Origin of the sequence: Kribbella sp. NPDC051718 (assembly GCF_040681515.1) — a bacterium.
Classification (GTDB): Bacteria; Actinomycetota; Actinomycetes; order Propionibacteriales; family Kribbellaceae; genus Kribbella.
In genome coordinates this window covers 326,202-346,376 of sequence record NZ_JBFAYZ010000003.1, presented here as the reverse complement: position 1 = coordinate 346,376, position 20,175 = coordinate 326,202, and the positions used below count along the sequence as shown (strand labels likewise).

The following is a 20,175-nucleotide window of genomic DNA, read 5'->3' as shown; positions in this document are numbered from 1 at the left end:
CCCTGCTGCCTTTTCAGGCATTCCTGAATTCGCCCTTTGACACACCGCGTCCGAATGCGTTAAGCTGTTAGCAGTTGCTCCCCCGAGGGAGCTTTTTTTATGTCCAGACACAAAGACAAAAGGCTACTCGGGTAATCCCTTCCTGGCAATGGGCGCTTGACCCTGACACCGTGTCAGACCGTAGAGCTGACGCCATGAACAGACTCCGTACCGCGACCGAGGCCGCCGCCGCGATCCGCGCCGGCCAGGCCTCCTCCCGCGAACTCACCGAAGACCTGCTGGCCCGCATCGCCGCCGACACCACCGTCAACGCGATCATCGAGACCCGTCCCGAGTACGCGCTGGCAGCAGCCACCGCCGCCGACAAGGCAGCAGCTCGCGGTCCGCTGCACGGCGTACCGATGACCGTGAAGGACGCGATCGAAGTCGCCGGCCTGCACACGACCTGGGGCAACCCGGCATTCGCCGACTACGTCCCCACCTCGTCGGCACCTCTGGTCGAGCGGCTGACCAGGGCCGGCGCGATCATCGTCGGCAAGAGCAACGTCCACACCATGCTCGGCGACTTCGGCCAGACCCAGAACGAGCTCTACGGCCGTACCAACAACCCCCACGACCCCACCCGTACGCCGGGAGGCTCCAGCGGAGGTGGAGCCGCCGCACTGGCCGCCGGCCTCACGTACCTGGAATACGGCTCCGACCTGGTCGGCTCCATCCGCCTCCCCGCGGCGTATTGCGGTGTCTACGGCCTCAAGCCCACCGCGGGCGTAGTACCGCTGAACGGCTTCCAGCCTCCAGGCCCTCCCGCCCCCGCCACCGAGTTCCCCAACCCCTCTAGCCTCGGCCCACTCGCAAACTCAGCCGCCGACCTGCGCACCGCCCTCGAAGTCACCGGCGGCCCGACCGGCAAAGCAATGTCCTGGCACCTCGAACCGCCCCGCCACCGAAAGCTGGCCGACTACCGCGTAGGCGTAGTCCTCGACCACCCCGACGCCCCCGTCATCGACGAGGTCGGCAAGGCGCTCTCCGACCAGCTCGACACACTCGCGAGCCAAGGCGTCAAGATCGTCGAGGGCTGGCCGGAAGCCGTCGACCCAACGGCCCAGGCCGAGGCGTTCGGCTTCCAGATCGGGCTGTTCTTCGCGATGTACGGCGAGGACGCCGACTTCGCCCCGCTCGCTCAGGTCATCCAAGAAGAACAACGGCGGATGGCCACCCGAGCCGCCTGGCAGAGGTACTTCGAGGACATTGACGTCTTCCTCTGCCCGACCAGCTTCACAACCGCCTTCCCACACGACGACCGTCCCTTCGAGGAGCGGACGATCGACGGCCGCCCGTACGACGCCCAGGTCTTCTGGATCTCGCACGCCTCGCTGACCGGCCTGCCCGCGGTCAGCATGCCGATTCCCACTTCCGGCCTGCCCGTCGGGGCTCAGGTGATCAGCGCGTTCCATGAGGACGACACGGCGATCACCTTTGCCGAACTCGCGGCTGATTAACTCGGACCATGTTCGCGATCGGGGATTTCGCCAGGCACGGCCGGGTGTCGGTCCGGATGCTGCGGCACTACGACGCCATCGGACTGCTCCGGCCGGCTCACGTCGACGAGGCCACCGGCTACCGCAACTACGACGCCGCGCAGCTCGCCGACCTCAACCGGATCGTCGCACTGAAGGATCTGGGCTTCACGCTCGAGCAGGTTCGAACGATGCTCGCCGACGAGATCAGCCTGGTGGAAGTACGGGCCATGTTGTCGTTGCGCCGGGCCGAGCTCGAGTCCGCCGTGGCCGAGAGCGCAGCGCGACTGACCCAGGTCGAGTCGCGCCTGCGCAGTATCGAGCAAGGCGACGACGTGCCGGCCGTGGTTCTGAAAGACCTCCCCGCGGCCAGATTCGTGGAGCTCACCAGTACCGCCGCCAGCTTCACGCCCGACGACATCGGGCCCGTCGTCAATCCGCTCTGCGCCGAGCTCGGGCGACGGTTGCCCGAGGCAACCGGAGTCCGGCCCGCCGGGCGGTTGACCTGCTATTACGAGGCGTCCGGCGACGAGGTGATCGTGCACGCCGCAGTACCGGCCGCAGTCGACTCCGATGCCGAACTCAACGGCCTGACTGTCGTCGACCTACCCGCCACCCGCGCCGCGACACTCGTCCATCGCGGACGCATCGACGAAGTACTGCCGTCCTGGCAGGCCTTGGCCCGCTGGATCGATGACAATGGTCACCGCTCCGGCAGCCCGTCCCGCGAGCTCTACCTGGACTGCCCCGACAACCCCGCGGCCTGGGTGACCGAGCTACAGGAGCCTCTACTTCTCAGCGAGTGAGGCCAGCCCGGCCACGATCACCTGTACGCCGAACTCGAACCGCTCATCGCCCCCGGCACCCGACGTGAGCGCCCCGGCCAGCGCGACCATCATCGGAAACTTCTCCGGCGGCAGCCCGTCGAAGAACCGGCGCAGTCCCCCGACGAACTCAGCCACGTCCGCCTCGCTCCACTCGTCGGCACGCTGGACGCTCTCCTCGAAGGCCGTCGCGGTGACGAACAGCGGGATCAGGTCGACCGCGAAGGCCGCGACCTGATCCGGCAGCTTGCCCGCCTTGAGGATGCCGAGCATGTTCTCACTGCTCTGCAACGCGCGCTCACCGAGCGGCACCTGACCGATCGCCGCCCGCGCGACCCCCGGATAGGCGCGCATCATCTTCAGCATCTGGCGCATCGAGTCCTTCAGCTGCTCCTGCCAGCGCTCCGGATCGGGCTCTTCGAGCTCGAGCCCCTCCGCCGCCCGCTCGAGCATCAGCTGGTCGAGCTCCTTCTTGTTCGCCACATGCGCGTACAGCGAGGCCGGCCCGGTGTTCAGCACCTGGGCGACCTTGCGCATCGAGACCGCCTCGTAGCCCTGGTCGAGCAGCACGCTCATCGCCGCGTCGACGATCCGGTCCCGGCTGAGCGGCTCGCGGACCGGCCGGGCCGGCTTCTCGGGGCTGATGGGTTGCCACGGCGACTGGTTCATGGAGACCACTGTAGCGAACACCGTACTTGACACGAACACTGTACGCGCGTAGAACAGTGTTCGTGAGCGAACACCGTTCGACAATCGACTTCTGGAAGGGGCGCCACCGATGAGCACCCAAACCCTGACCGAACCGGCCGCGCCGGCCACCTCCCCGGCGTACAAGTGGCGCTGGATCGTGCTCGGGACCGTGCTGGTCGCCGAGATCATGGACCTGGTCGACGCCACCATCGTGAACATCGCAGCCCCGTCGATCCGGGCCGAGCTCGGCGGCTCCGAGGCGGCGATGCAGTGGATGCTGGCCGGCTACACGCTCGCCTTCGCGATCGGGCTGGTCACCTTCGGCCGGCTCGGCGACCTGGTCGGCCGGCGCCGGCTGTTCCTGATCGGCGCGGCCGGTTTCACCCTCACCTCGGCGCTCTGCGGGCTCGCCACCTCACCGGAGATGCTGATCGGCAGCCGGATCGCGCAGGGACTGCTGGGCGCGGTGATGATCCCGCAGGGCTTCGCGATCCTGAAGTCGGTCTTCCCACCGGCCGAGATCGGCAAGGCGTTCAGCCTGTTCGGTCCGGTGATGGGACTGTCGGCGGTGGCCGGCCCGATCATCGCCGGAGTACTGATCGACGCGAACTGGTTCGACGCCGGATGGCGGATGATCTTCTTCATCAACGTCCCGATCGGCGCCCTGGCCCTGTTCGGCGCGCTGCGCTACATGCCCGAGCTGAAGACCCCCGGCGCCTCTCGGCTGGATCTGCTCGGCGTGCTTCTGGTCAGCCTTGCTTCCGGACTGCTGGTCTACCCGCTGGTGCAGGGCCGCGAGCTCGGCTGGCCGGCCTGGTCGATCGCGATGCTGGTCTCGTCGGTGGCGGTGTTCGCGCTGTTCGGCTGGCGTGAGCGCCGGTCCGGCAGCCCGGTCATCGACCCGTCGCTCTTCCGCAATCGTGGGTACGTCGCCGGCCTCGGTGTGATCTCCACGTTCTTCCTCGCGATGTCCGGCTTCATGCTGGTCTTCAACCTGTTCACCCAGCTCGGGCTGCACTACAGCCCGCTGAAGGCCGGCCTCGCGATGGTGCCGTTCTCGCTCGGGATCGCGATCGGCGCGCCGCTGTCCGGCGGGCTGCTCGCTCCCCGGCTGGGCCGGACCGCGCTGCAGCTGGGCATCGTGGTGATGACGCTGGCGATGCTCGGGGTCTGGTACACCCTGCACACCCAGGGCGACGCGACGACGATCTGGAACCTGGTACCGGCCACGCTGGCGACGGGGATCGGCGCGGGCATGGTGTTCGCCCCGCTGTTCGACATCATCCTGGCCTCGATCGACGACCAGGCGGCCGGGTCGGCTTCCGGCGTACTGACTGCCATGCAGCAGTACGGCGGGGCAATCGGTGTCGCGGTGATCGGCACGATCTTCTTCCAGCTGCTGCCGGCTCACCAGTTCCTCGGTGCCACCAAGTCGGCCACCCTGGTCGCCGTCGGCCTGTTCGTGGTCAGCCTGCTGGTCACCTTCGCGCTCCCCCGGCGGGCGCGCGAAGGTGCCGAAGCTCACTGACCTGGGATCATCCACGTGAAAACCGTTGCCTGCAGCAACGCGATCACGCCGACCACGAAGGCCAGGATGAGCGACCACCAGAACGTCATCCTGAGCAGTTGGCCTTCTTTGCCGCTCTGACCGATCGCGGTGGCTCCGATCGCCAGGTTCTGCGGGGAGATCATCTTGGCCATGACGCCGCCGGCGGTGTTGGTGGCGCCGGCCAGGATGGGGCTGATGTGGAGTTGCTGGGCCGAGATGACCTGCATCGGGCCGAACAAGCTGTTGGCTGATGCGTCCGAGCCGGTGAGGAAGACGCCTAGCCAGCCGATGTACGCCGAGAACAGCGGGAACAGGACGCCAGTGGTGGCCAGGGCGAGACCGAGGGTTTGGGTGGCGCCGGAGTAGTTCATGACGAATGCGATGCCGAGAATCATGAAGATCGTCAGCAGGGCCCAGCGCATTTGGTGGAGGGTCTTGCGGTAGGTGGCGACCAGCAGTCCCGGTTTGGCGCCCATGGCGAATCCCGCGATCAGGGCCGCGATGAGGGCGATCGTGCCTGGGGAGAACAGCCAGTCGATGGTGATCGTAGCGGCGTACGGGGCGTCTTTGGCGGTGATCGGCGCGTGCTGGATGACCTCGTTGTGCAGGCCAGGCCAGGGGACCTTCCAGTCGGCGCGGTGCAGCAAGGCGCTCAGGTCGAGCCAGGTCGGCAGGTTCTTGATGATGGAGCCGATCCGCGACGCGAAGATCGCGACGATCAAGATGACGTACGGCATCCAGGCGGACAGTGCGCCGGTCCTGAGTCCCACCTTTTGTTCGGCCGGGGTGGTCTCGTCGTCGAAGCGCCAGATGGTCGGTGGTTGCCAGAAGCGGGTGAGCAACCAGAGCGAACCCATCGCGGCCAGTGCGGCGATCACGTCGACGAGGCTGGGGCTGATGAAGTTCGACGTCACGTACTGCATCACGGCGAAGGTCAGGCCGGTGGTCAGTACGGCGGGCCAGACCTCGATCATCCGCTTCCAGCCGGCCATCACGATCACCAGGAACGCCGGCACGATCCACGCGATCAGCGGAAGCTGCCGGCCGACCATCGAGGAGTACAGGTCGGTGGCTTGATCCTGCTTCATGCCGAGGATCGGAGCGGTCAGCCGGCCCAGCACGATCAGTGGGTTACCCAGTCCGCCGAAGGCCACCGGTGCGGTGTTGGCCAGCAGCGCCAGTACCACCGCACGGATCGGCGGGAAGCCGAGCGCCGCCATCATCGCCGCGGTGATCGCGATCGGCGAACCGCCGCCGGCGATGCCCTCGAGCAGCGCACCGAACCCGAACGCGATCAGCAGCGCCTGCAGCCTTCGGTCCTCGCTGAAGCCCGCCAGCACCGACTTGATCTGCTCGAACCGCCCGGTCGCCACGGTGACGTTGTGGAAGTACACGGCATGGAACGCGATCCACGCCACCGACCAGACCCCAAACACGATGCCCATCGCGGCCGAGTCGAAGGCCAGCTTGGCCGGCATCCCGTAGCCGATCAGCACCACGCTCAGCGCTGTCAGCAAGGACAGCGCGGCCGAGAGCGGCGCCGAAAGTCGCGCGATTCCGAGCGCGACGAGCAGTACGACGACTGGTAAGGCGGCCATCAGTGCGGAGAGCCACAGCGGGCCGGCCGGTTGATAGTCCTGGATCCAACCCATGTCATTCTCCCCAGGTAGGTATGGCGCAAGTCACACCAAGCGAGGGGACGCTAACACCCTGTATCTCCGGCCGGGAAGAGTTTTGGGCAAGCGCTTACACACGTCACACTCCGGATGGAACTCGGCTCATCGGAGGTCCGCCACAGGGCCGGAAATCACTGTTCCCGGGCATGCCGAAGCCCCGCGCACCGAGGTACCGGTGAGCGGGGCTTCGGGGTTAGCTCAGTTGAACGAGTCGCCGCAGGCGCAGGAGCCGGTCGCGTTCGGGTTGTCGATCGTGAAGCCCTGCTTCTCGATCGTGTCCACGAAGTCGATCGACGCACCCTTGAGGTACGGCGAGCTCATCCGGTCGGTGACGACGCTGACGCCACCGAAGTCGGTCACCACGTCGCCGTCGAGCTGACGCTCGTCGAAGAACAGCTGGTACCGCAGCCCGGAACAACCACCCGGCTGCACCGCGACACGGAGGGCCAGGTCGTCGCGACCTTCCTGGTCCAGCAGCGCCTTCACCTTGGCGGCGGCGCCATCGGTCAGCAGGATGCCGCTGGCCGTCGTGGTGCCCTCCGCAGTCTGCACTGCCTCGGTCTGCGCTTCAGTCATTCCTGACTCCAGTCATCTCATGAGCGCCCGGCCGCTTTGGGCAGGCGGCCACGCGCGGAAAGTCCGCTGTCATTCGGGCCAACATCGGCTGATCCCGAACCATTCCCATGGTCGCACACCATTTTCAGGACTCAACTCCACGCCTCCCCCCTGAGACCAGCCCGGCTCCCGGCCTACCGCCCATCTCTGGCGACCTCGAACACCCAATGGCGACCTTGAACACCCAATGGCGACCTTGAACACGTTATTTCATGTCCGAGGTAGCCATTGGGTGTCTGAGGTCACCAGTTCTGGCCGGTGTCAGCGGGCCCAGGTGCGGGCGACGCGCTCGGCGACGGTGGCCAGGGAGCCGTGGGGGTCGGCGAAGGCTTGCTGCTCGCCGACGGCGTCGACCAGCGAGTACGCCGATTCGACGCCCATCGTGCGCATCTCGCGGGCACCGATCTGGACCTTGCCGGCCAGTACGACGCACGGCCGCATCGCGTCGTTGGCGACCTTCGCCACCCCCGAGATCACCTTGCCGTCGCGCGACTGGAAGTCGAACGCGCCTTCGCCCGTCAGCACCAGATCGACCTGCTTGGCCTTCGTCTCCAGCCCGGTCAGCCCGGCGACCAGGTCGATACCGGAGACCCGCTCGGCACCGAGCAACAGCAACGCGTACCCGAGTCCCCCAGCGGCCCCTGCACCCTTCTGATCAGCGGTTTTACGCCCCGCCAGCTCCGCGAACTGCGTCAGGTAACCGTCGACCGCGGGCTTCCGCTCGTCGGCGATGCCCTTCTGCGCACCGAAGATGTTGGTCGCGCCGCGCAGCCCCAGCATCGGGTTCTCGACATCGCTCGCCGCGACGAACTCGACCCCGGCCAGCCGACTCCGTGCCGGCTCCAGATCCACCGCGGTCAGCTTCTCGAGCCCTTTGGCGCCCGCCTCGAGACTGCCTCCCTCGGAAGTCGCCCCAAGTGCCGCCAGCAGCCCGGCCCCCGCGTCGTTCGTCCCCGACCCACCGAGCCCGAGAATGATCCGCTTGGCACCCGCATCCACAGCCGCCCCGATCAACTGCCCCACCCCGTACGTCGACCCGTCCTCCGGCCGCCGATCCGCCGGCTCGACGAGATGTAACCCACACGCCTGCGCCGTCTCGATGTACGCCGTCTCCCCCGCAACCAGCACCGTCGCCGGCACCTCTTCCCCCAGCGGCCCACGCACAGTCACCGACAGCAACGTCCCATCGACCACAGCCGCCAGCACGTCGATGAACCCAGGCCCTCCATCAGCCATCGGCGCCACCAACACCACTGCCTCCGGATCCCGCCGCCGCCACCCCTCCTCGATCGCAGCCGCAGCCTCCACAGCCGTCAACGTCCCAGCAAACTTGTCCGGAGCAATCAGCACGCGCATGCCCACATCCTCCCCTACCCCTGCCTCGCCCCACCGCCGCCCAACCAACCTCCGGACAAACGGTGCACTGCGGATGGCCGAGGGCGGACCAGGGCGCGGTAGCCTCCGCGGCGTGTACTGGCCGACGACAGCAACAGAAGCAATCGCGGTGCAGGAGGAGCTCCGCGGGCTAGTCGACAGCGCTGGGCCCGGCCCTGCACCAGCTGACATCCGGTATGTCGCGGGGCTGGACGTTGCCTACGCGGGCGACGACCTGGCAGCCGCCGTCGTCGTGCTGGACGCCCACAGCCTGGTCGAGGTCGATCGGTCGATCGTGCTCGGGCATACGGCGTTTCCGTACGTCCCGGGGCTTTTCGCCTTCCGGGAGATCCCGGCGTTGCTGGATGCACTCGGCAAGCTCACCGTCACGCCGGACCTGCTGGTGTGCGACGGGCAGGGGCTCGCGCATCCCCGGCGGTTCGGGCTTGCTTGTCATCTCGGGGTGCTGACCGGGCTGCCGACGATCGGGGTGGCCAAGAACGCGTTTGTCGGCACCTTCTCGCCGCCTGCTGCCGAGCGGGGGTCCACATCCGACCTGGTGCTCGAGGATGAGGTGGTGGGGGCGGTGGTTCGGACGCAGGAGGCGGTCAAGCCGGTGTTCGTGTCGGTTGGGCATCGGGTCGACCTGGCGACAGCTGTCGCGCACACCCTTCGGCTGACGCCTTCCTATCGGCTGCCTGAGACCACGCGGGCTGCCGATCATGCGTGCAGGGCAGCTCTCAAGAGTTGAGGGTGGCGGCTACTGCGTTGGCGGCGCGGCGGCCGGAGACCAGGGCGCCTTGGATCGAGGCTGTGTCTCGGTGGTCGCCTGCTACGAACAGGTTGTCGCCTAGCGCCACAGGTTGGCGGGCGACTAGTGGAGCGGGTTGTTCGGGGAGTGCCTCGGGGATGTCGTGGCGGATGAGTAGGTCCCAGGCGCCGGCCGAGCGGCCATAGAGGCGGGTCAGCTGGATGCGCACCTCGGCCTCCGTCGCCGCTGTGGGCCAGAGGGTGGTGGCCTGGACCAGGTGGCGTCCAGGGGGTGCGTACGACGGCGCCGCGTTGGAGATGACCGCAGTGTTGAGCACAGGTCCGTTGCGGCGGCCGTCGACGACCAGCAGTTTGTCTGCCCTGCGCGGCTCGTCGGTGGCGAACCAGTAGGTGCTCAGGCCCTTCATACGGGGAGGGTGCAGGTCGGTGAGGCCTGCGGTCGGGTTGGCGGCGACCACTACGGCGCGGGCGCTCAGTTCGCCCTCGGCGGTCTTCACCGAGTGGCCGGTCACCGCTTCGGCCCGTACGCCGGTACGCACGGGCTCGGCCAGGCGGGCGGCCAGTTGCTGGGGTAACGCCGACATTCCGGCGGCCGGCAGGCCCGGAGTACCGAGCAGGAAGGCGCGGAGAAGGAGTCGCACGAAGGCAGCCGACGTCCACCCGTCGTCCGAAGCCAGTACGCCGGCCAGGAACGGCTCGAGAATCTCGTGGCGCAGTCGGCCGTCGACCCCGGCGCCATCCAGCGACTCGGCCAGCGTGGTGTCGCGGCCGCCGAGCAGACTCGGCACAGGCCCCAATGCGGGGGCAGCCCAAGCGGCGAGACGGGCGAGTTCGAGCGGGCGAACGTAGCCGCTGAGGAGCGACCGCCCGATGAGTCCTGGTTCGCGCCGGGGGTCGGCGACTGTCGTAGTACCGGCGTCTCCCCCGACCGCGACCCCCGCTGCGAAGGACTGCAGGTCGAGGGCAGGCAGATCGACGTACCGGCGTACGGCCGGATAGCTGGGGTTGAGCAGCTGGAAGCCACGGTCGCAGCGGAAGCCGTCGACCAGATCGGTCCGGACGCGGCCACCCACCTCGTCGGCCGCTTCGAGAACCGTGACGGTGAGGCCGTGCTGCTGCAGGCCGATCGCGCAGTTGAGCCCGGCCAGCCCTGCCCCGACCACGATCACGTCAGCCATCCACCGATGCTTGCACAACCGTTCGCGCTTGTGCTTCCGTGCACAAGATTTCGCATGCTGGGCAGTGACGTGGACCATGAATTCGAAGGCCGGGTGCGTGGCACGATGGGTGCCGTGACAACCATCGCAGAGGGCGCGAAGTCTCTCCCGTTGCTGTTCCTGGGCCGCGACACCGACCCACATTCGGAGCGCGGGGTGGAGTGCCCCGGCGCGCTGCCGCCGGCGTCCGACCCCGACCTCGTCGAGCGCGCGCTGAAGGCCAAGGCAGCGCTCGGTGACCAGGTCTTCGTGCTCGGCCACCACTACCAGCGCGACGAGGTGATCCAGTTCGCCGACGTCACGGGTGACTCGTTCAAGCTCGCGCGCGACGCGGCGAACCGGCCGGACGCGCCGTACATCGTGTTCTGCGGTGTGCACTTCATGGCTGAGTCCGCGGACATCCTCACCAACGAGAACCAGACGGTAATCCTGCCCGACCTCGCGGCCGGCTGCTCGATGGCCGACATGGCCCGGATCCAGCAGGTCGAGGCGGCCTGGGACGCCCTCGCCGACGCCGGCATCGCCGATGTCACCGTGCCGGTCACTTACATGAACTCCAGCGCCGACATCAAGGCGTTCTGCGGTCGCAACGGCGGAGCGGTCTGTACTTCGAGCAACGCCGACGTCGCCCTGGACTGGGCCTTCCAGCAAGGCGAGAAGGTGCTCTTCCTGCCGGATCAGCACCTCGGCCGCAACACGGCCGTACAGAAGATGGGCATCAGCCTCGACGAGTGCGTCGTCTACGACCCGCACAAGCCGGGCGGCGGCCTGACCAAGGAGCAGCTCGCCAAGGCGAAGATGATCCTGTGGCGTGGGCACTGCTCGGTCCACGGCCGCTTCACCGCCGCGTCCGTGGACGACGTCCGCAGCCGCGTCCCCGGCGTCAACGTGATCGTGCACCCCGAGTGCCAGCACGAGGTGGTCCTCAAGGCCGACCTGGTCGGCTCGACGGAGTACATCATCGACACCATCGCAAAGGCCGAGCCCGGTACTTCCTGGGCCGTAGGCACCGAGCTCAACCTGGTCCAGCGCCTCGCCAAGCAGCACCCCGACAAGAACATCGTCTTCCTCGACAAGACGGTCTGCTACTGCGCCACGATGAACCGCATCGACCTCCCCCACTTCGTCTGGGCCCTCGAAAACCTCGTCGCCGGCCACGTAGTCAACCCCATCAAGGTCGACCCCGACACCGAGAAATACGCCAAGATCGCCCTGGACCGAATGCTCGCCCTCCCCGGCAAAACCGCCAGAGACTGATGCCTTGAGCAACTCGGCCTTCCACCTGCTCCAAACCGGTACGGACCCGGCAGCTGCCGAAGCCACGGTCACGCGGCTGCTGGACCTCAACGGCACGGACCAGGTGAGGGTCGAGTTGCAGATCGACACCGACAGCCACACGGCACCGAGGTACTTCGAGCTCGCCCGGATCGCTCAGGTCCAGATGGAGTACGTCATACCACCGGAGCACGCCGAGCTGATCGAGTCGCTCCTGGTGGTCGACGATCAGCCGCGCACCGGCGTACCGGGCGACGAGGGCGTCGACCTGTGGGTACTGCCGACCGACACCCAGGCACTGGACCAGATCGGTGAGCTTGCGCCGATGCCGGTATCGGTCCACCTGTACTACCGGTCTGCCCAAGACTTCACCTGGGACGTCGTTTCGCGCGTGAGCGATGCGGAACGCGCAGCAGTGCATTGGACCGACTGCTGGTGGCGACCAGTGCCCGAAGCGGACCTTGCGGGCGACTCGAAGCATGCCGGCGTGATGCTCTCGGTCAACTCGTCCGGACAGTGGGAGCTCGTCCCTGCTCCGGCCGGATACCGGTTGTACGTCGAGACTCGCGAGGGCACAGACGAGCTGGCCCGCTGGCTCGGGGAACAGGTCGAGCTGCAGGTCCTGCCGGACTAGCTCACTGCGGGACGCGGGTTGTGCTGTACCAGGTGGCGAGGACGTCGGGGAGGCGTTCGGGGGCCCAGCGGTTTACTGGGTCGATTCGGCCGGTGAGGGAGGCTAAGCCCTTGGCCAGGCCGCCTACTACGTCTCCTTGGAGTGGGACGATGACGCCGTCTTCGGGAGAGACGATGACTGAGGGGCCGGCGCGGTCGATGCAGACGACCGGGCAGCCGCTGGCCAGAGCCTCGGCTACGGCCCAGCCGGCTGCTTCGCGCATCGCGGGCGCGAGCATGGCGTCGGCACGCAGGAACGCGGCCAGGACTTCTTCGCGTGGGAGTTGGCCGACGAACTCGACCCGGTCCCGTACGCCGAGCTCCTCCGCGAGCCGTTCGGCGCGGCGCCAGTCGGGGCCGTCGCCGATCACTCGAAGCTCCCACTGAGCGGCTTCCGGGCGGGCGAGGACGCTGATCGCGATCAGCAGGCCCTTCCACGGGATCATCCGGCCGACGAACACCGCCGTCTTCACGCCAGGAGCGCCGTACGGCTCACGCGGACCGCAAGCGGCGGCGAAGCGGCTGATCGCGACGTTGGGCTGGACGGTGACGGAGCGCGCGTACTTGCCGAAGTACTCGGCGACATCCTTGTTCTGGGCAACGACCAGGTCGGCGCTCTGAGCGTGCTTGCGACCGACCAGTCGCCGCATCAAACCGGTGTAGCCGCGGCGTACCAGCTCGTTGACCAGACCCTTCGAGCCCAGCCAGTGCGCCATCGACAACGGCACCGTGGTCGAGCCGCCGACCGGGCCCCAGATCACCTTGGCCGTCGACTCCTGGACGACGCCCGCAGGCATCCAGTCCGTCGCGAATGTCAGGTGGTGGATGACGTCGAAGGAGTGCTTGGCGTGCAACCGAGCAGCGGTCCGGCCGGCCAGCTTCTGCCAGAGCGGGTAGTACCAGTAGACGTCCGCGTGCCGGCGACGGAGCCTGAGCAGCCAATTCGGCAGCTCGAGCGGTACCACCGTCAGCGACGGAATCGGCCGGACGGCCAGCTCCTCGGTGATCTCGGGCGCGAACTTGCCCCGGGTGATCAGCCAGACGTCGTGATCACGCGCCGCCGCCTTCGCCCAGGCCCAGCCCGCGCCCGGCTCGGATCCACCCTTCGGTCGGCACGCATAAGCGCTGAGCAGGATCTTCGGCCGGGTCGACATCAGAGCGTCCCCTCCAGGAGCCTCCGTAGATCCGTGCTGGACGTGGAGGCCGTGTACGGGAAGTAGTGCACGCTGGCACCGACCTCGCCGAGCAGCTTCTCCAGGCGCGTCCCCTTCTCGGTGCCCTTCCAGTCGTCACCTTTGAAGAGCACGTCGTACCGCAACTGCTTCCACATCTCGAACTTGTCGCTGGACCAGTCGCTGACCACCTCGTCGACCAGGCCGATCGCCCGGACGACCTCCATCCGCTCGTCGTGCGGAACGACCGGCGGACGGCCCTTGATCCTGGTCACCACGTCGTCCTCGACCACGCCCGCGATCAGGTAGTCACAGTGCTCGCTGGCCCGGCGCAGGATGTTGAGGTGACCGATGTGGAACATGTCGTAGACCCCGGGGGCATACCCGACGACACCCATCAGCCTCTCGCCCCCGTGGGTTGCAACGCGGCCATTTCCCTGTACCACTTGGCGATCGCGGCCACCAGGAAGAGCAGGTTCGCGACCAGCAACAGGCCGTACAGGGTGGTGAACACCTTCGGCCAGCCGAACGCGAGGAAGACCAGGCACAGCACGCCGTAGTCGGTCGGTGCTATCAGCAACGACTTCGGGACGGAGTCGCCGCGCACGTTGGCGGTGCTCGCGCCATGCCGGCGGCGGAGCTGGTCGATCAGGATCAGCCCGAAGAACAGCACCGCCGAGACGCACAGGTACGCGAGCGGGATGAGCAGTAGCAGCTCGTTGCTGAAGGCATCGAATCGGTAGAAGGAGATCAGTACCGCGCTGTGCAGCAAGGCGATCTTGACGCAGTCGATCATGTGGTCGAGCCACTCGCCCAACGGCGACCCACCGCCCCGCAGCCGGGCCAGCTGGCCGTCCGCGGAGTCGAACGCATACCCGAGCACCAGCATCACGGTCACCGCCAGCGCGAGCGGAAGGCTCGGCTCGACGGTGGCGATGAGAACGATGCCGACGAGCGAGCAGAACCCGCTGGTCAGGCTGATCTGGTTCGGCGTCCGCCCGGCCAGGAACGCTCCGGCCGCCAGGTACCGCCCGATCCGCCGATTGATGAAGCGCGAGTACGCCGGAGTGCCGGCGGACGGCTTCTGCGCGCGCGACAGTTCGCCGACGACGTCTCCGATGGAGCGCCGGCTCATGCGACCGAGCTGCGCGACTGCCGCTGGTCGATCGCGGCGCGCAGGATCTGGCTTCGGGAACCGCGTCCGGACGCCAGCACGCTGACCCGGCCGGCCGGAACCCCGTCCAACTCGTCGGGACCGAGCACGCCGTCCATACCGTCCGCAGCGAAAACGATGGCGTCCGCGTGCTCATGAGCCGCCTCGGCACCGTCCACCACGACGATCTCGTCCACGCAGCGTAACTGCTCCAGGATCTGCGCTCGCTCGACGATCGGCACGAACGGCCTGGCACCCCAGGCGTCCGCGGCCCAGTCGTCGGTGAGCACGCCCACGACGAGGTGGTCGCACTGCTCCTTCGCCCGCTCCAGCACGTCCAGATGGCCGACGTGGAACAGGTCGAAGACCCCGATCAGATAGCCGATGCGTTGCGGCACCTTGCGCTCCCCCACTGAGCCCCCGCGGGCCCTGCCCCATCGCCCCCCGGGCGAGTTGAAAGTCGAACTCCTGGTGAACATCCCGACAACCGGACCCCACCAGTGACCGACGTGACCCCCCACGTCTGGGCTGACCTTACACCGAGTAATCGCCACTCGCCTAGCTATCCGTCGTACCGCGTGCCGGGCTGCGCGGGCCGGTCCGGGGGTCGGCCGCGTGCCGCGCGATCGCATCGGTGTAGATCCTCTCCGTGGCCGTCAGGTCGCGCTCCGGAGTGAAGCGGTCGAGATAGACCTGACGAGCTCGTTGGCCGAAGGCTATCGAAGTCGCCGGCTCGGTGAGCAACCCCAGGGCCTTTCGGAGCTCCTCCGTGTCGCCCGGAGCGACCAGCGCGCCGGTCTCACCATCGTCGACGAGCTCCGCCAGCGCCCCGATTCTGGACGCCACCACCGGTACTCCGTTGGCGAAGGCTTCGATCACCACGAGGCCGAACGTCTCATACGACCGCGCCGGTACGACGACGGCGCGCGCGGACCGCAGGATCTCCATGCACTCGGCCCACGGCAGCGCGCCGAGCACCTCGACCGACGAGTCGCGCGCAGCCCGCTCGTCAGCCGAAGCCCGGAGCGGACCGTCGCCGATGACCTTCAACTCCCCCAGTGACGCATCCCAGGCCTTCAGCAGATCGGCGAAGCCCTTCTCCTCGGTCAGCCGGCCGAGGAAGACGACACCCTCCCCCGCCCCTTCCCGTACTACGCCGTCGTGCGGGACCGCGTGGGGCTTCACCACGATCCGGTCGGCGTCGAACCCGCCGGCGACGTACCGGGACCGGACGAACTCCGACGGCGCGATCAGGGTGGTGACGTACCGCTGCCAGGTGTGGAGCGTGTTGTGGACGGCGATCCCGGCGACGAGCGGCAGGCTCTGCACCTTGGAGTCGCGGTAGCAGCCGTGGACCGCGCCACGCCACGGCAGCTTGCCCACACAGGACTCGCAGGGGCCGCCGTCGCGCTGCAGCACCCCGTTGGCGCACATCAGCCGGAAGTTGTGCAGCGTGGCCACGATCGGCAGGTCCTGACGGGCCGCTGCCCGCAGTACCGACGGGCTGAAGAGCGGGAAAGTGTTGTGCACATGCACGATGTCCGGACGCGCCGATTGCAATCGGAATGTTAAATCGCGTTCGGCGGCGAATGACCATACGGAGCGGACCGGTAACAGTGCGCGATCTTTTCGGCTCATTTGCGCAATGTCGTCGCTGTGCTGTGCGTAAAGCTCAACTTCATGTCCTGAACTACGCAAAAGATCAGCCGTTTGATCGACCACGGTGTTCTCGCCACTGGGTTGACCCGAACGGTAACGGTTGTGCAACATGGCGACCCGCATGACACCACCTTAAGTCTCGCGGTGGTGACAACTGGTACTTGACAGGCCGCACCTGGGGACGAACTACCGCGCGCCGAGACACCCGGAGGGTGCTTTGAGCTTCATTGGTTCGAGAAGGGTGTTGTACGTCGCCCTTATCGCCGTGGCGTTGGCTGTCGTTACAGTCGCCTACCCGGTCATCTCTCATCACAAGAACGCGGCATCGGCCGAGAAGTCACGCGAAACGGCCCAGAACGGTCCGTCCGGTTCGGCAGTCCTCCCCTCGAAACACCCGACTGCTCAGCCGAGCAAGGCCCCTGGAACCGTCTCGAGCAAGCCCCCGACGGTGGCACCTCCGAAGAAGGTTGCGCCAAGCAACAAGAAGCCTGCGACCAGCAAGCCGACGGCCGAGCCCAGCACGGAGACTCCGCCGTCCAAGACCGAACCCGCGATCGGCGAGACCGACGCCGGCCCAGCCGTCGCCGGTCCCTGCAGCGGCGTACTGATCAAGCCCGGTCAGAACGCCCAGGCGGTGGTCAACTCGCAGCCCGCGGGATCCACTGTCTGCTTCGCCTCCGGTCTGCACCGGATCAGCCAGACGATCCGTCCCAAGGCGAACATGACGATCGCCAGCTCCGCCCGCGCGGTCCTGACCGGCTCGGTGCCCCTCACCAGTTGGGCCAAGTCAGGCACTCGCTGGGTCAACCACGGTGCGCTTCCCTCGGCGTACGGGAAGGCCGGGCAGTGCGAGGACAACAAGGCGAACATCTGCTCCTTGCGTGAGCAGGTCTTCCTGGGCGGTACTCACCTGACCCGGGTCGCGTCGCTGGCGGGAGTCAAGGCCGGCACGTTCTACGCCGACTACGCCGCCAACGCGATCTACCTCGGCAGCAACCCCGCCGGGCACGCGGTGGAGATGGCCAAGACCGCCACCGCGATCGAGTCGAACCAGCCCGGCGTCACCGTCCGCGGGCTGACCATCGAGCACTTCGCCAGCCCGGCCCAGGCCGGCGCGCTGGTCTCCGGCCCGAACTGGACCGTGAAGGCCAACGAGGTCCGCTGGAACAAGTCGGTCGGCCTGATGCTGGTGAAGGCGAACAACACCAAGGTCGAGCGCAACCTGGTGCACCACAACGGACAGCTCGGCCTCGGCCAGTACAACTCGCTGAAGGCGAACGTCACCCGCAACGTGATCACCTACAACAACACCGACGGCTTCTGGATCGCCGACTGGGAATCCGGCGGGATGAAGTCGACCCGCTCGTCCGGCACGGTAAGCGCCAACCTGATCCGCTCCAACAAGGGCGTCGGGTTCTGGGCGGACGTCGCCGACGACGGCCGGGTGATCAGCTCGAACAAGATCACCGGCAACGCCGCCGACGGGATCCGGTTCGAGATCAGCCGCAACGGCGTGATCGAGAACAACACGATCACCGGCAACGGCTTCGGCACCGGGCGCGGCTCCGGTACGTCGCTGTGGGACGGCGGCGGTATCAACGTCAACACCTCGTCGAACGTGACGGTCCGGAACAACACCGTCTCCGGCAACGTGAACGGCGTCTCGATCCAGTCCCGGACCCGCGGCGACGGCCCCTGGGGCCGGTACCTGCTGCGCAACGTGCACGTCACCGGCAACACGATCGGGATGACCGGCGGCACCCAGGCGACCGGGATGGTGCAGAACTCCGGCGCCGAGGTCCCGGCCGGGCAGCTGACCTTCAGCGCGAACACGTACCTGCTGGACAAGCTGGCCGCACAGCGGTTCAGCAAGTTCGGCACCAAGCTCACCGCCATCGGCTGGCGTAGTGCCGGCCTCGACACCGCAGGGAGCTTTTCGACGAGCTGAGCCCGCACGACACTCCCGAGCCCGATGCCCCGGGCAAGCATCACGGAGCGCAGTTTTCGATGACAGAGCGCAATTGATGCACCCAGCAACAGTGTGGAAACACGCCTGGGGCAACTGACTCGGAAGAATGCCGATTTCCCTGCGTGCGGGGAGGCCTGGTCGGCATGGGGGGCACGCGCAACCATTTGCGTATTGCCACGACTACCGCTAGTAGTAGTCTTCTGGGGAAGGCCGCACCAGGGGGGTGCAGAAATAGGTACCCAACCCCCGGAGGGTCGTCAGTGAAGAAGTCAGTGACCATCATCTGCGTCGCGGCAGCCGGTGCGGTCGCCTTGACGGGGATCGTGGCCGGGACGCGCACCAACATGGCGTCCGCTTTCGGCCAGGACAAGTCCGGCGTGCTGCCGGGCGACCGGCCGCACAAACCGTGGCCGCCCCGACATACCCCGAGCCCGACCGCCAGCGTGCCCACCACGCCCACCCCGACTCCCACCACCACTTCGGCCACGCCGACACCGACGGCCACCCCGACCAGCACGAAGCCCACCGCCACGCCGACCCAGACACCGACCGCGCCGCCGACCACCACGCTGCCGCCTGGCGCGTTCCCGGCCGGCCCGTCGCTGGCCCCGGCGTGCAAGGGCACCACGATCGGTACCGACCAGAACGCGGCCGACGTGATCGACAAGGCCCCGACCGGTACGACGTTCTGCTTCTCGGCCGGTCTGCACCGGATCAACCGCACGCTGCAGCCGAAGGCGAACTCGACGCTGGCCAGCGACCAGGGCGCCGTACTGACCGGGTCGATCCCGCTGACCAACTGGGCCGCCGACAACGGCGACTGGGTGACGCGAGGCGTGCTGCCCGCGGCGTACGGGATGTCCGGGCAGTGTGAGGACAACGTCGCCAACATCTGCTACCTGCGCGAGCAGCTCTTCCTGAACGGCAAGCACCTGACCCGGGTGAAGACCCGCGACAAGGTTGCGCCCGGCACCTTCTACGCCGACTACGCGGGCAACGCCGTCTACCTGGGCGACAACCCGTCGGGTCAGTCGGTGGAGATGTCCAAGACGCCGACCGCGATCCAGTCGGGCGCGACCAACGTCGCCGTCGTCGGACTGACCGTCGAGCACTTCGCCTCGACGCCGCAGTCGGGCGCCGTCGTACTGGCCAGCGGCTGGCGGGTGTACGCCAACGACATCCGCTGGAACCACGCGGTCGGCGCGATGCTCGTCAACGCGGACGGCGCGGTGCTGGACAAGAACCTGATCCGGTCCAACGGACAGCTCGGCGTCGGGCAGTACAGCACCACCAACGGCCGGATCGTCGGCAACGAGGTGAGCGGCAACAACACCGACGGGTTCTGGATCGCCGACTGGGAGTCCGGTGGCATCAAGACCACCTGGTCGACCAACGGTGCCGTCAGCGGCAACCTGATCAAGGAGAACCGCGGCGTCGGGCTGTGGAGCGACGCGTACGACGACGGCCGGGTGTTCAGCGGCAACCAGATCATCGACAACGCGGCGGACGGGATCCGCTACGAGATCGGCCGCAACGGGGTGATCGAGGACAACGTGATCACCGGCAACGGGCTCGGCACCGGGCGCGGTTCGGGCCGGTCGCTGTGGGACGGTGGCGGGATCAACGTGAACACGTCGACGAACGTGGTGGTCCGCAACAACACCGTCAGCGGCAACGTGAACGGCATCTCGATCCAGTCCCGGACCCGCGGCAACGGCCCGTGGGGGCTGAACGTGCTGCGCGACGTGACCGTCACCGGCAACAAGGTGACGATGCGCGGCGGTACCACCTCGACCGGAATGGTGCAGAACTCGGGCGCCGCGATCCCCACCGGCGAGGTGCTGCTGAAGGGCAACACCTACATCCTGGACAGCCTGACGGCCGACCGCTTCCAGAAGTTCGGCCAATGGTTCAGCGCCGCGGAGTGGAAGGCGGCGGGTCTGGACACCGACAGCCAGTTCACCACTGGCTGACCCTGAGCGTCCGGCTGCTTCTCCCAGGGGTTGCCGGGCTACAGGTGGCGGCCGCCGCGAGCAGCATCT

At 67.5% G+C, this 20,175-nt stretch carries 18 protein-coding genes; 8 read left to right on the top strand and 10 right to left on the bottom strand.

The features are described from left to right. Window positions 1-194: 194 nt before the first annotated feature. Both AB0M15_RS13225 and AB0M15_RS13220 read left to right on the top strand, forming a co-directional pair. Window positions 195-1,499, top strand: coding sequence for an amidase family protein (locus AB0M15_RS13225; protein ID WP_363817179.1), 1,305 nt, complete (start codon window positions 195-197; stop codon window positions 1,497-1,499). Between the two features lie 8 nt (window positions 1,500-1,507). Then, on the top strand, window positions 1,508-2,323 hold the full coding sequence (locus tag AB0M15_RS13220; protein WP_363817177.1) for a MerR family transcriptional regulator: 816 nt from the start codon (window positions 1,508-1,510) through the stop codon (window positions 2,321-2,323). On the opposite strand, the gene AB0M15_RS13215 is transcribed toward AB0M15_RS13220, so the two are convergent. Beyond that, complete coding sequence (locus AB0M15_RS13215; RefSeq protein WP_363817175.1) at window positions 2,306-3,010, bottom strand: TetR/AcrR family transcriptional regulator; 705 nt, start codon at window positions 3,008-3,010, stop codon at window positions 2,306-2,308. The two genes, AB0M15_RS13220 and AB0M15_RS13215, sit on opposite strands and share 18 nt — an antisense overlap. Window positions 3,011-3,119: 109 nt before the next feature. Between AB0M15_RS13215 and AB0M15_RS13210 the strand changes: the two genes are divergently transcribed. Next, window positions 3,120-4,559 (top strand): DHA2 family efflux MFS transporter permease subunit, encoded by a 1,440-nt coding sequence (locus AB0M15_RS13210; RefSeq protein ID WP_363817173.1) that lies wholly within the window; start codon window positions 3,120-3,122, stop codon window positions 4,557-4,559. On the opposite strand, the gene AB0M15_RS13205 is transcribed toward AB0M15_RS13210, so the two are convergent. The 3 genes from AB0M15_RS13205 to AB0M15_RS13195 form a co-directional block, all read right to left on the bottom strand. Beyond that, a complete protein-coding gene (locus AB0M15_RS13205; protein WP_363817171.1) occupies window positions 4,553-6,232 on the bottom strand; it encodes a lactate permease LctP family transporter in 1,680 nt (559 codons plus the stop codon). The two genes, AB0M15_RS13210 and AB0M15_RS13205, sit on opposite strands and share 7 nt — an antisense overlap. A gap of 222 nt (window positions 6,233-6,454) precedes the next feature. Further along, window positions 6,455-6,832 carry an iron-sulfur cluster assembly accessory protein gene (locus tag AB0M15_RS13200; RefSeq protein ID WP_363817169.1) on the bottom strand — a complete coding sequence of 126 codons (378 nt, stop codon included), beginning with the start codon at window positions 6,830-6,832 and terminating at the stop codon, window positions 6,455-6,457. 300 nt (window positions 6,833-7,132) lie between these two features. After that, on the bottom strand, window positions 7,133-8,227 hold the full coding sequence (locus tag AB0M15_RS13195; RefSeq protein WP_363817167.1) for a glycerate kinase: 1,095 nt from the start codon (window positions 8,225-8,227) through the stop codon (window positions 7,133-7,135). A gap of 112 nt (window positions 8,228-8,339) precedes the next feature. Here AB0M15_RS13195 and nfi point away from each other — a divergent pair, with 112 nt between their 5' ends. Then, the gene (gene nfi, locus AB0M15_RS13190) at window positions 8,340-8,996 is read left to right on the top strand and encodes a deoxyribonuclease V (protein ID WP_363817165.1); all 657 of its coding nucleotides are present in this window, start codon (window positions 8,340-8,342) and stop codon (window positions 8,994-8,996) included. Here the strand turns inward: nfi and AB0M15_RS13185 are convergent. Next, complete coding sequence (locus AB0M15_RS13185) at window positions 8,986-10,194, bottom strand: NAD(P)/FAD-dependent oxidoreductase (RefSeq protein WP_363817163.1); 1,209 nt, start codon at window positions 10,192-10,194, stop codon at window positions 8,986-8,988. The two genes, nfi and AB0M15_RS13185, sit on opposite strands and share 11 nt — an antisense overlap. A gap of 114 nt (window positions 10,195-10,308) precedes the next feature. Here AB0M15_RS13185 and nadA point away from each other — a divergent pair, with 114 nt between their 5' ends. Continuing rightward, window positions 10,309-11,490 carry a quinolinate synthase NadA gene (nadA, locus tag AB0M15_RS13180; protein WP_363817161.1) on the top strand — a complete coding sequence of 394 codons (1,182 nt, stop codon included), beginning with the start codon at window positions 10,309-10,311 and terminating at the stop codon, window positions 11,488-11,490. A 4-nt stretch (window positions 11,491-11,494) separates the two neighbouring features. Further along, window positions 11,495-12,142 carry a hypothetical protein gene (locus AB0M15_RS13175; RefSeq protein ID WP_363817159.1) on the top strand — a complete coding sequence of 216 codons (648 nt, stop codon included), beginning with the start codon at window positions 11,495-11,497 and terminating at the stop codon, window positions 12,140-12,142. A 1-nt stretch (window position 12,143) separates the two neighbouring features. Here AB0M15_RS13175 and AB0M15_RS13170 read toward each other — a convergent pair whose 3' ends face one another. The 5 genes from AB0M15_RS13170 to AB0M15_RS13150 all read right to left on the bottom strand — a co-directional run bounded on the left by AB0M15_RS13170 (window position 12,144) and on the right by AB0M15_RS13150 (window position 16,275). Further along, window positions 12,144-13,334, bottom strand: coding sequence for a glycosyltransferase (locus AB0M15_RS13170; protein WP_363817157.1), 1,191 nt, complete (start codon window positions 13,332-13,334; stop codon window positions 12,144-12,146). Beyond that, window positions 13,334-13,750, bottom strand: coding sequence for an adenylyltransferase/cytidyltransferase family protein (locus AB0M15_RS13165; protein WP_360271568.1), 417 nt, complete (start codon window positions 13,748-13,750; stop codon window positions 13,334-13,336). Before AB0M15_RS13165 ends, AB0M15_RS13170 begins: the two co-directional genes overlap by 1 nt. After that, entirely contained in the window at window positions 13,750-14,487 is a 738-nt protein-coding gene (locus tag AB0M15_RS13160) for a CDP-alcohol phosphatidyltransferase family protein (RefSeq protein WP_363817154.1), read from the bottom strand. The genes AB0M15_RS13165 and AB0M15_RS13160 overlap by 1 nt, the downstream gene beginning before the upstream one ends. Then, window positions 14,484-14,903, bottom strand: coding sequence for an adenylyltransferase/cytidyltransferase family protein (locus AB0M15_RS13155; protein ID WP_363817152.1), 420 nt, complete (start codon window positions 14,901-14,903; stop codon window positions 14,484-14,486). The genes AB0M15_RS13160 and AB0M15_RS13155 overlap by 4 nt, the downstream gene beginning before the upstream one ends. Window positions 14,904-15,063: 160 nt before the next feature. Further along, complete coding sequence (locus AB0M15_RS13150) at window positions 15,064-16,275, bottom strand: glycosyltransferase (protein WP_363818427.1); 1,212 nt, start codon at window positions 16,273-16,275, stop codon at window positions 15,064-15,066. 160 nt (window positions 16,276-16,435) lie between these two features. Here AB0M15_RS13150 and AB0M15_RS13145 point away from each other — a divergent pair, with 160 nt between their 5' ends. Both AB0M15_RS13145 and AB0M15_RS13140 read left to right on the top strand, forming a co-directional pair. After that, the gene (locus AB0M15_RS13145; RefSeq protein WP_363817150.1) at window positions 16,436-18,112 is read left to right on the top strand and encodes a right-handed parallel beta-helix repeat-containing protein; all 1,677 of its coding nucleotides are present in this window, start codon (window positions 16,436-16,438) and stop codon (window positions 18,110-18,112) included. A gap of 281 nt (window positions 18,113-18,393) precedes the next feature. Further along, complete coding sequence (locus AB0M15_RS13140; RefSeq protein ID WP_363817148.1) at window positions 18,394-20,106, top strand: right-handed parallel beta-helix repeat-containing protein; 1,713 nt, start codon at window positions 18,394-18,396, stop codon at window positions 20,104-20,106. The last annotated feature ends 69 nt before the right edge of the window (window positions 20,107-20,175 follow it).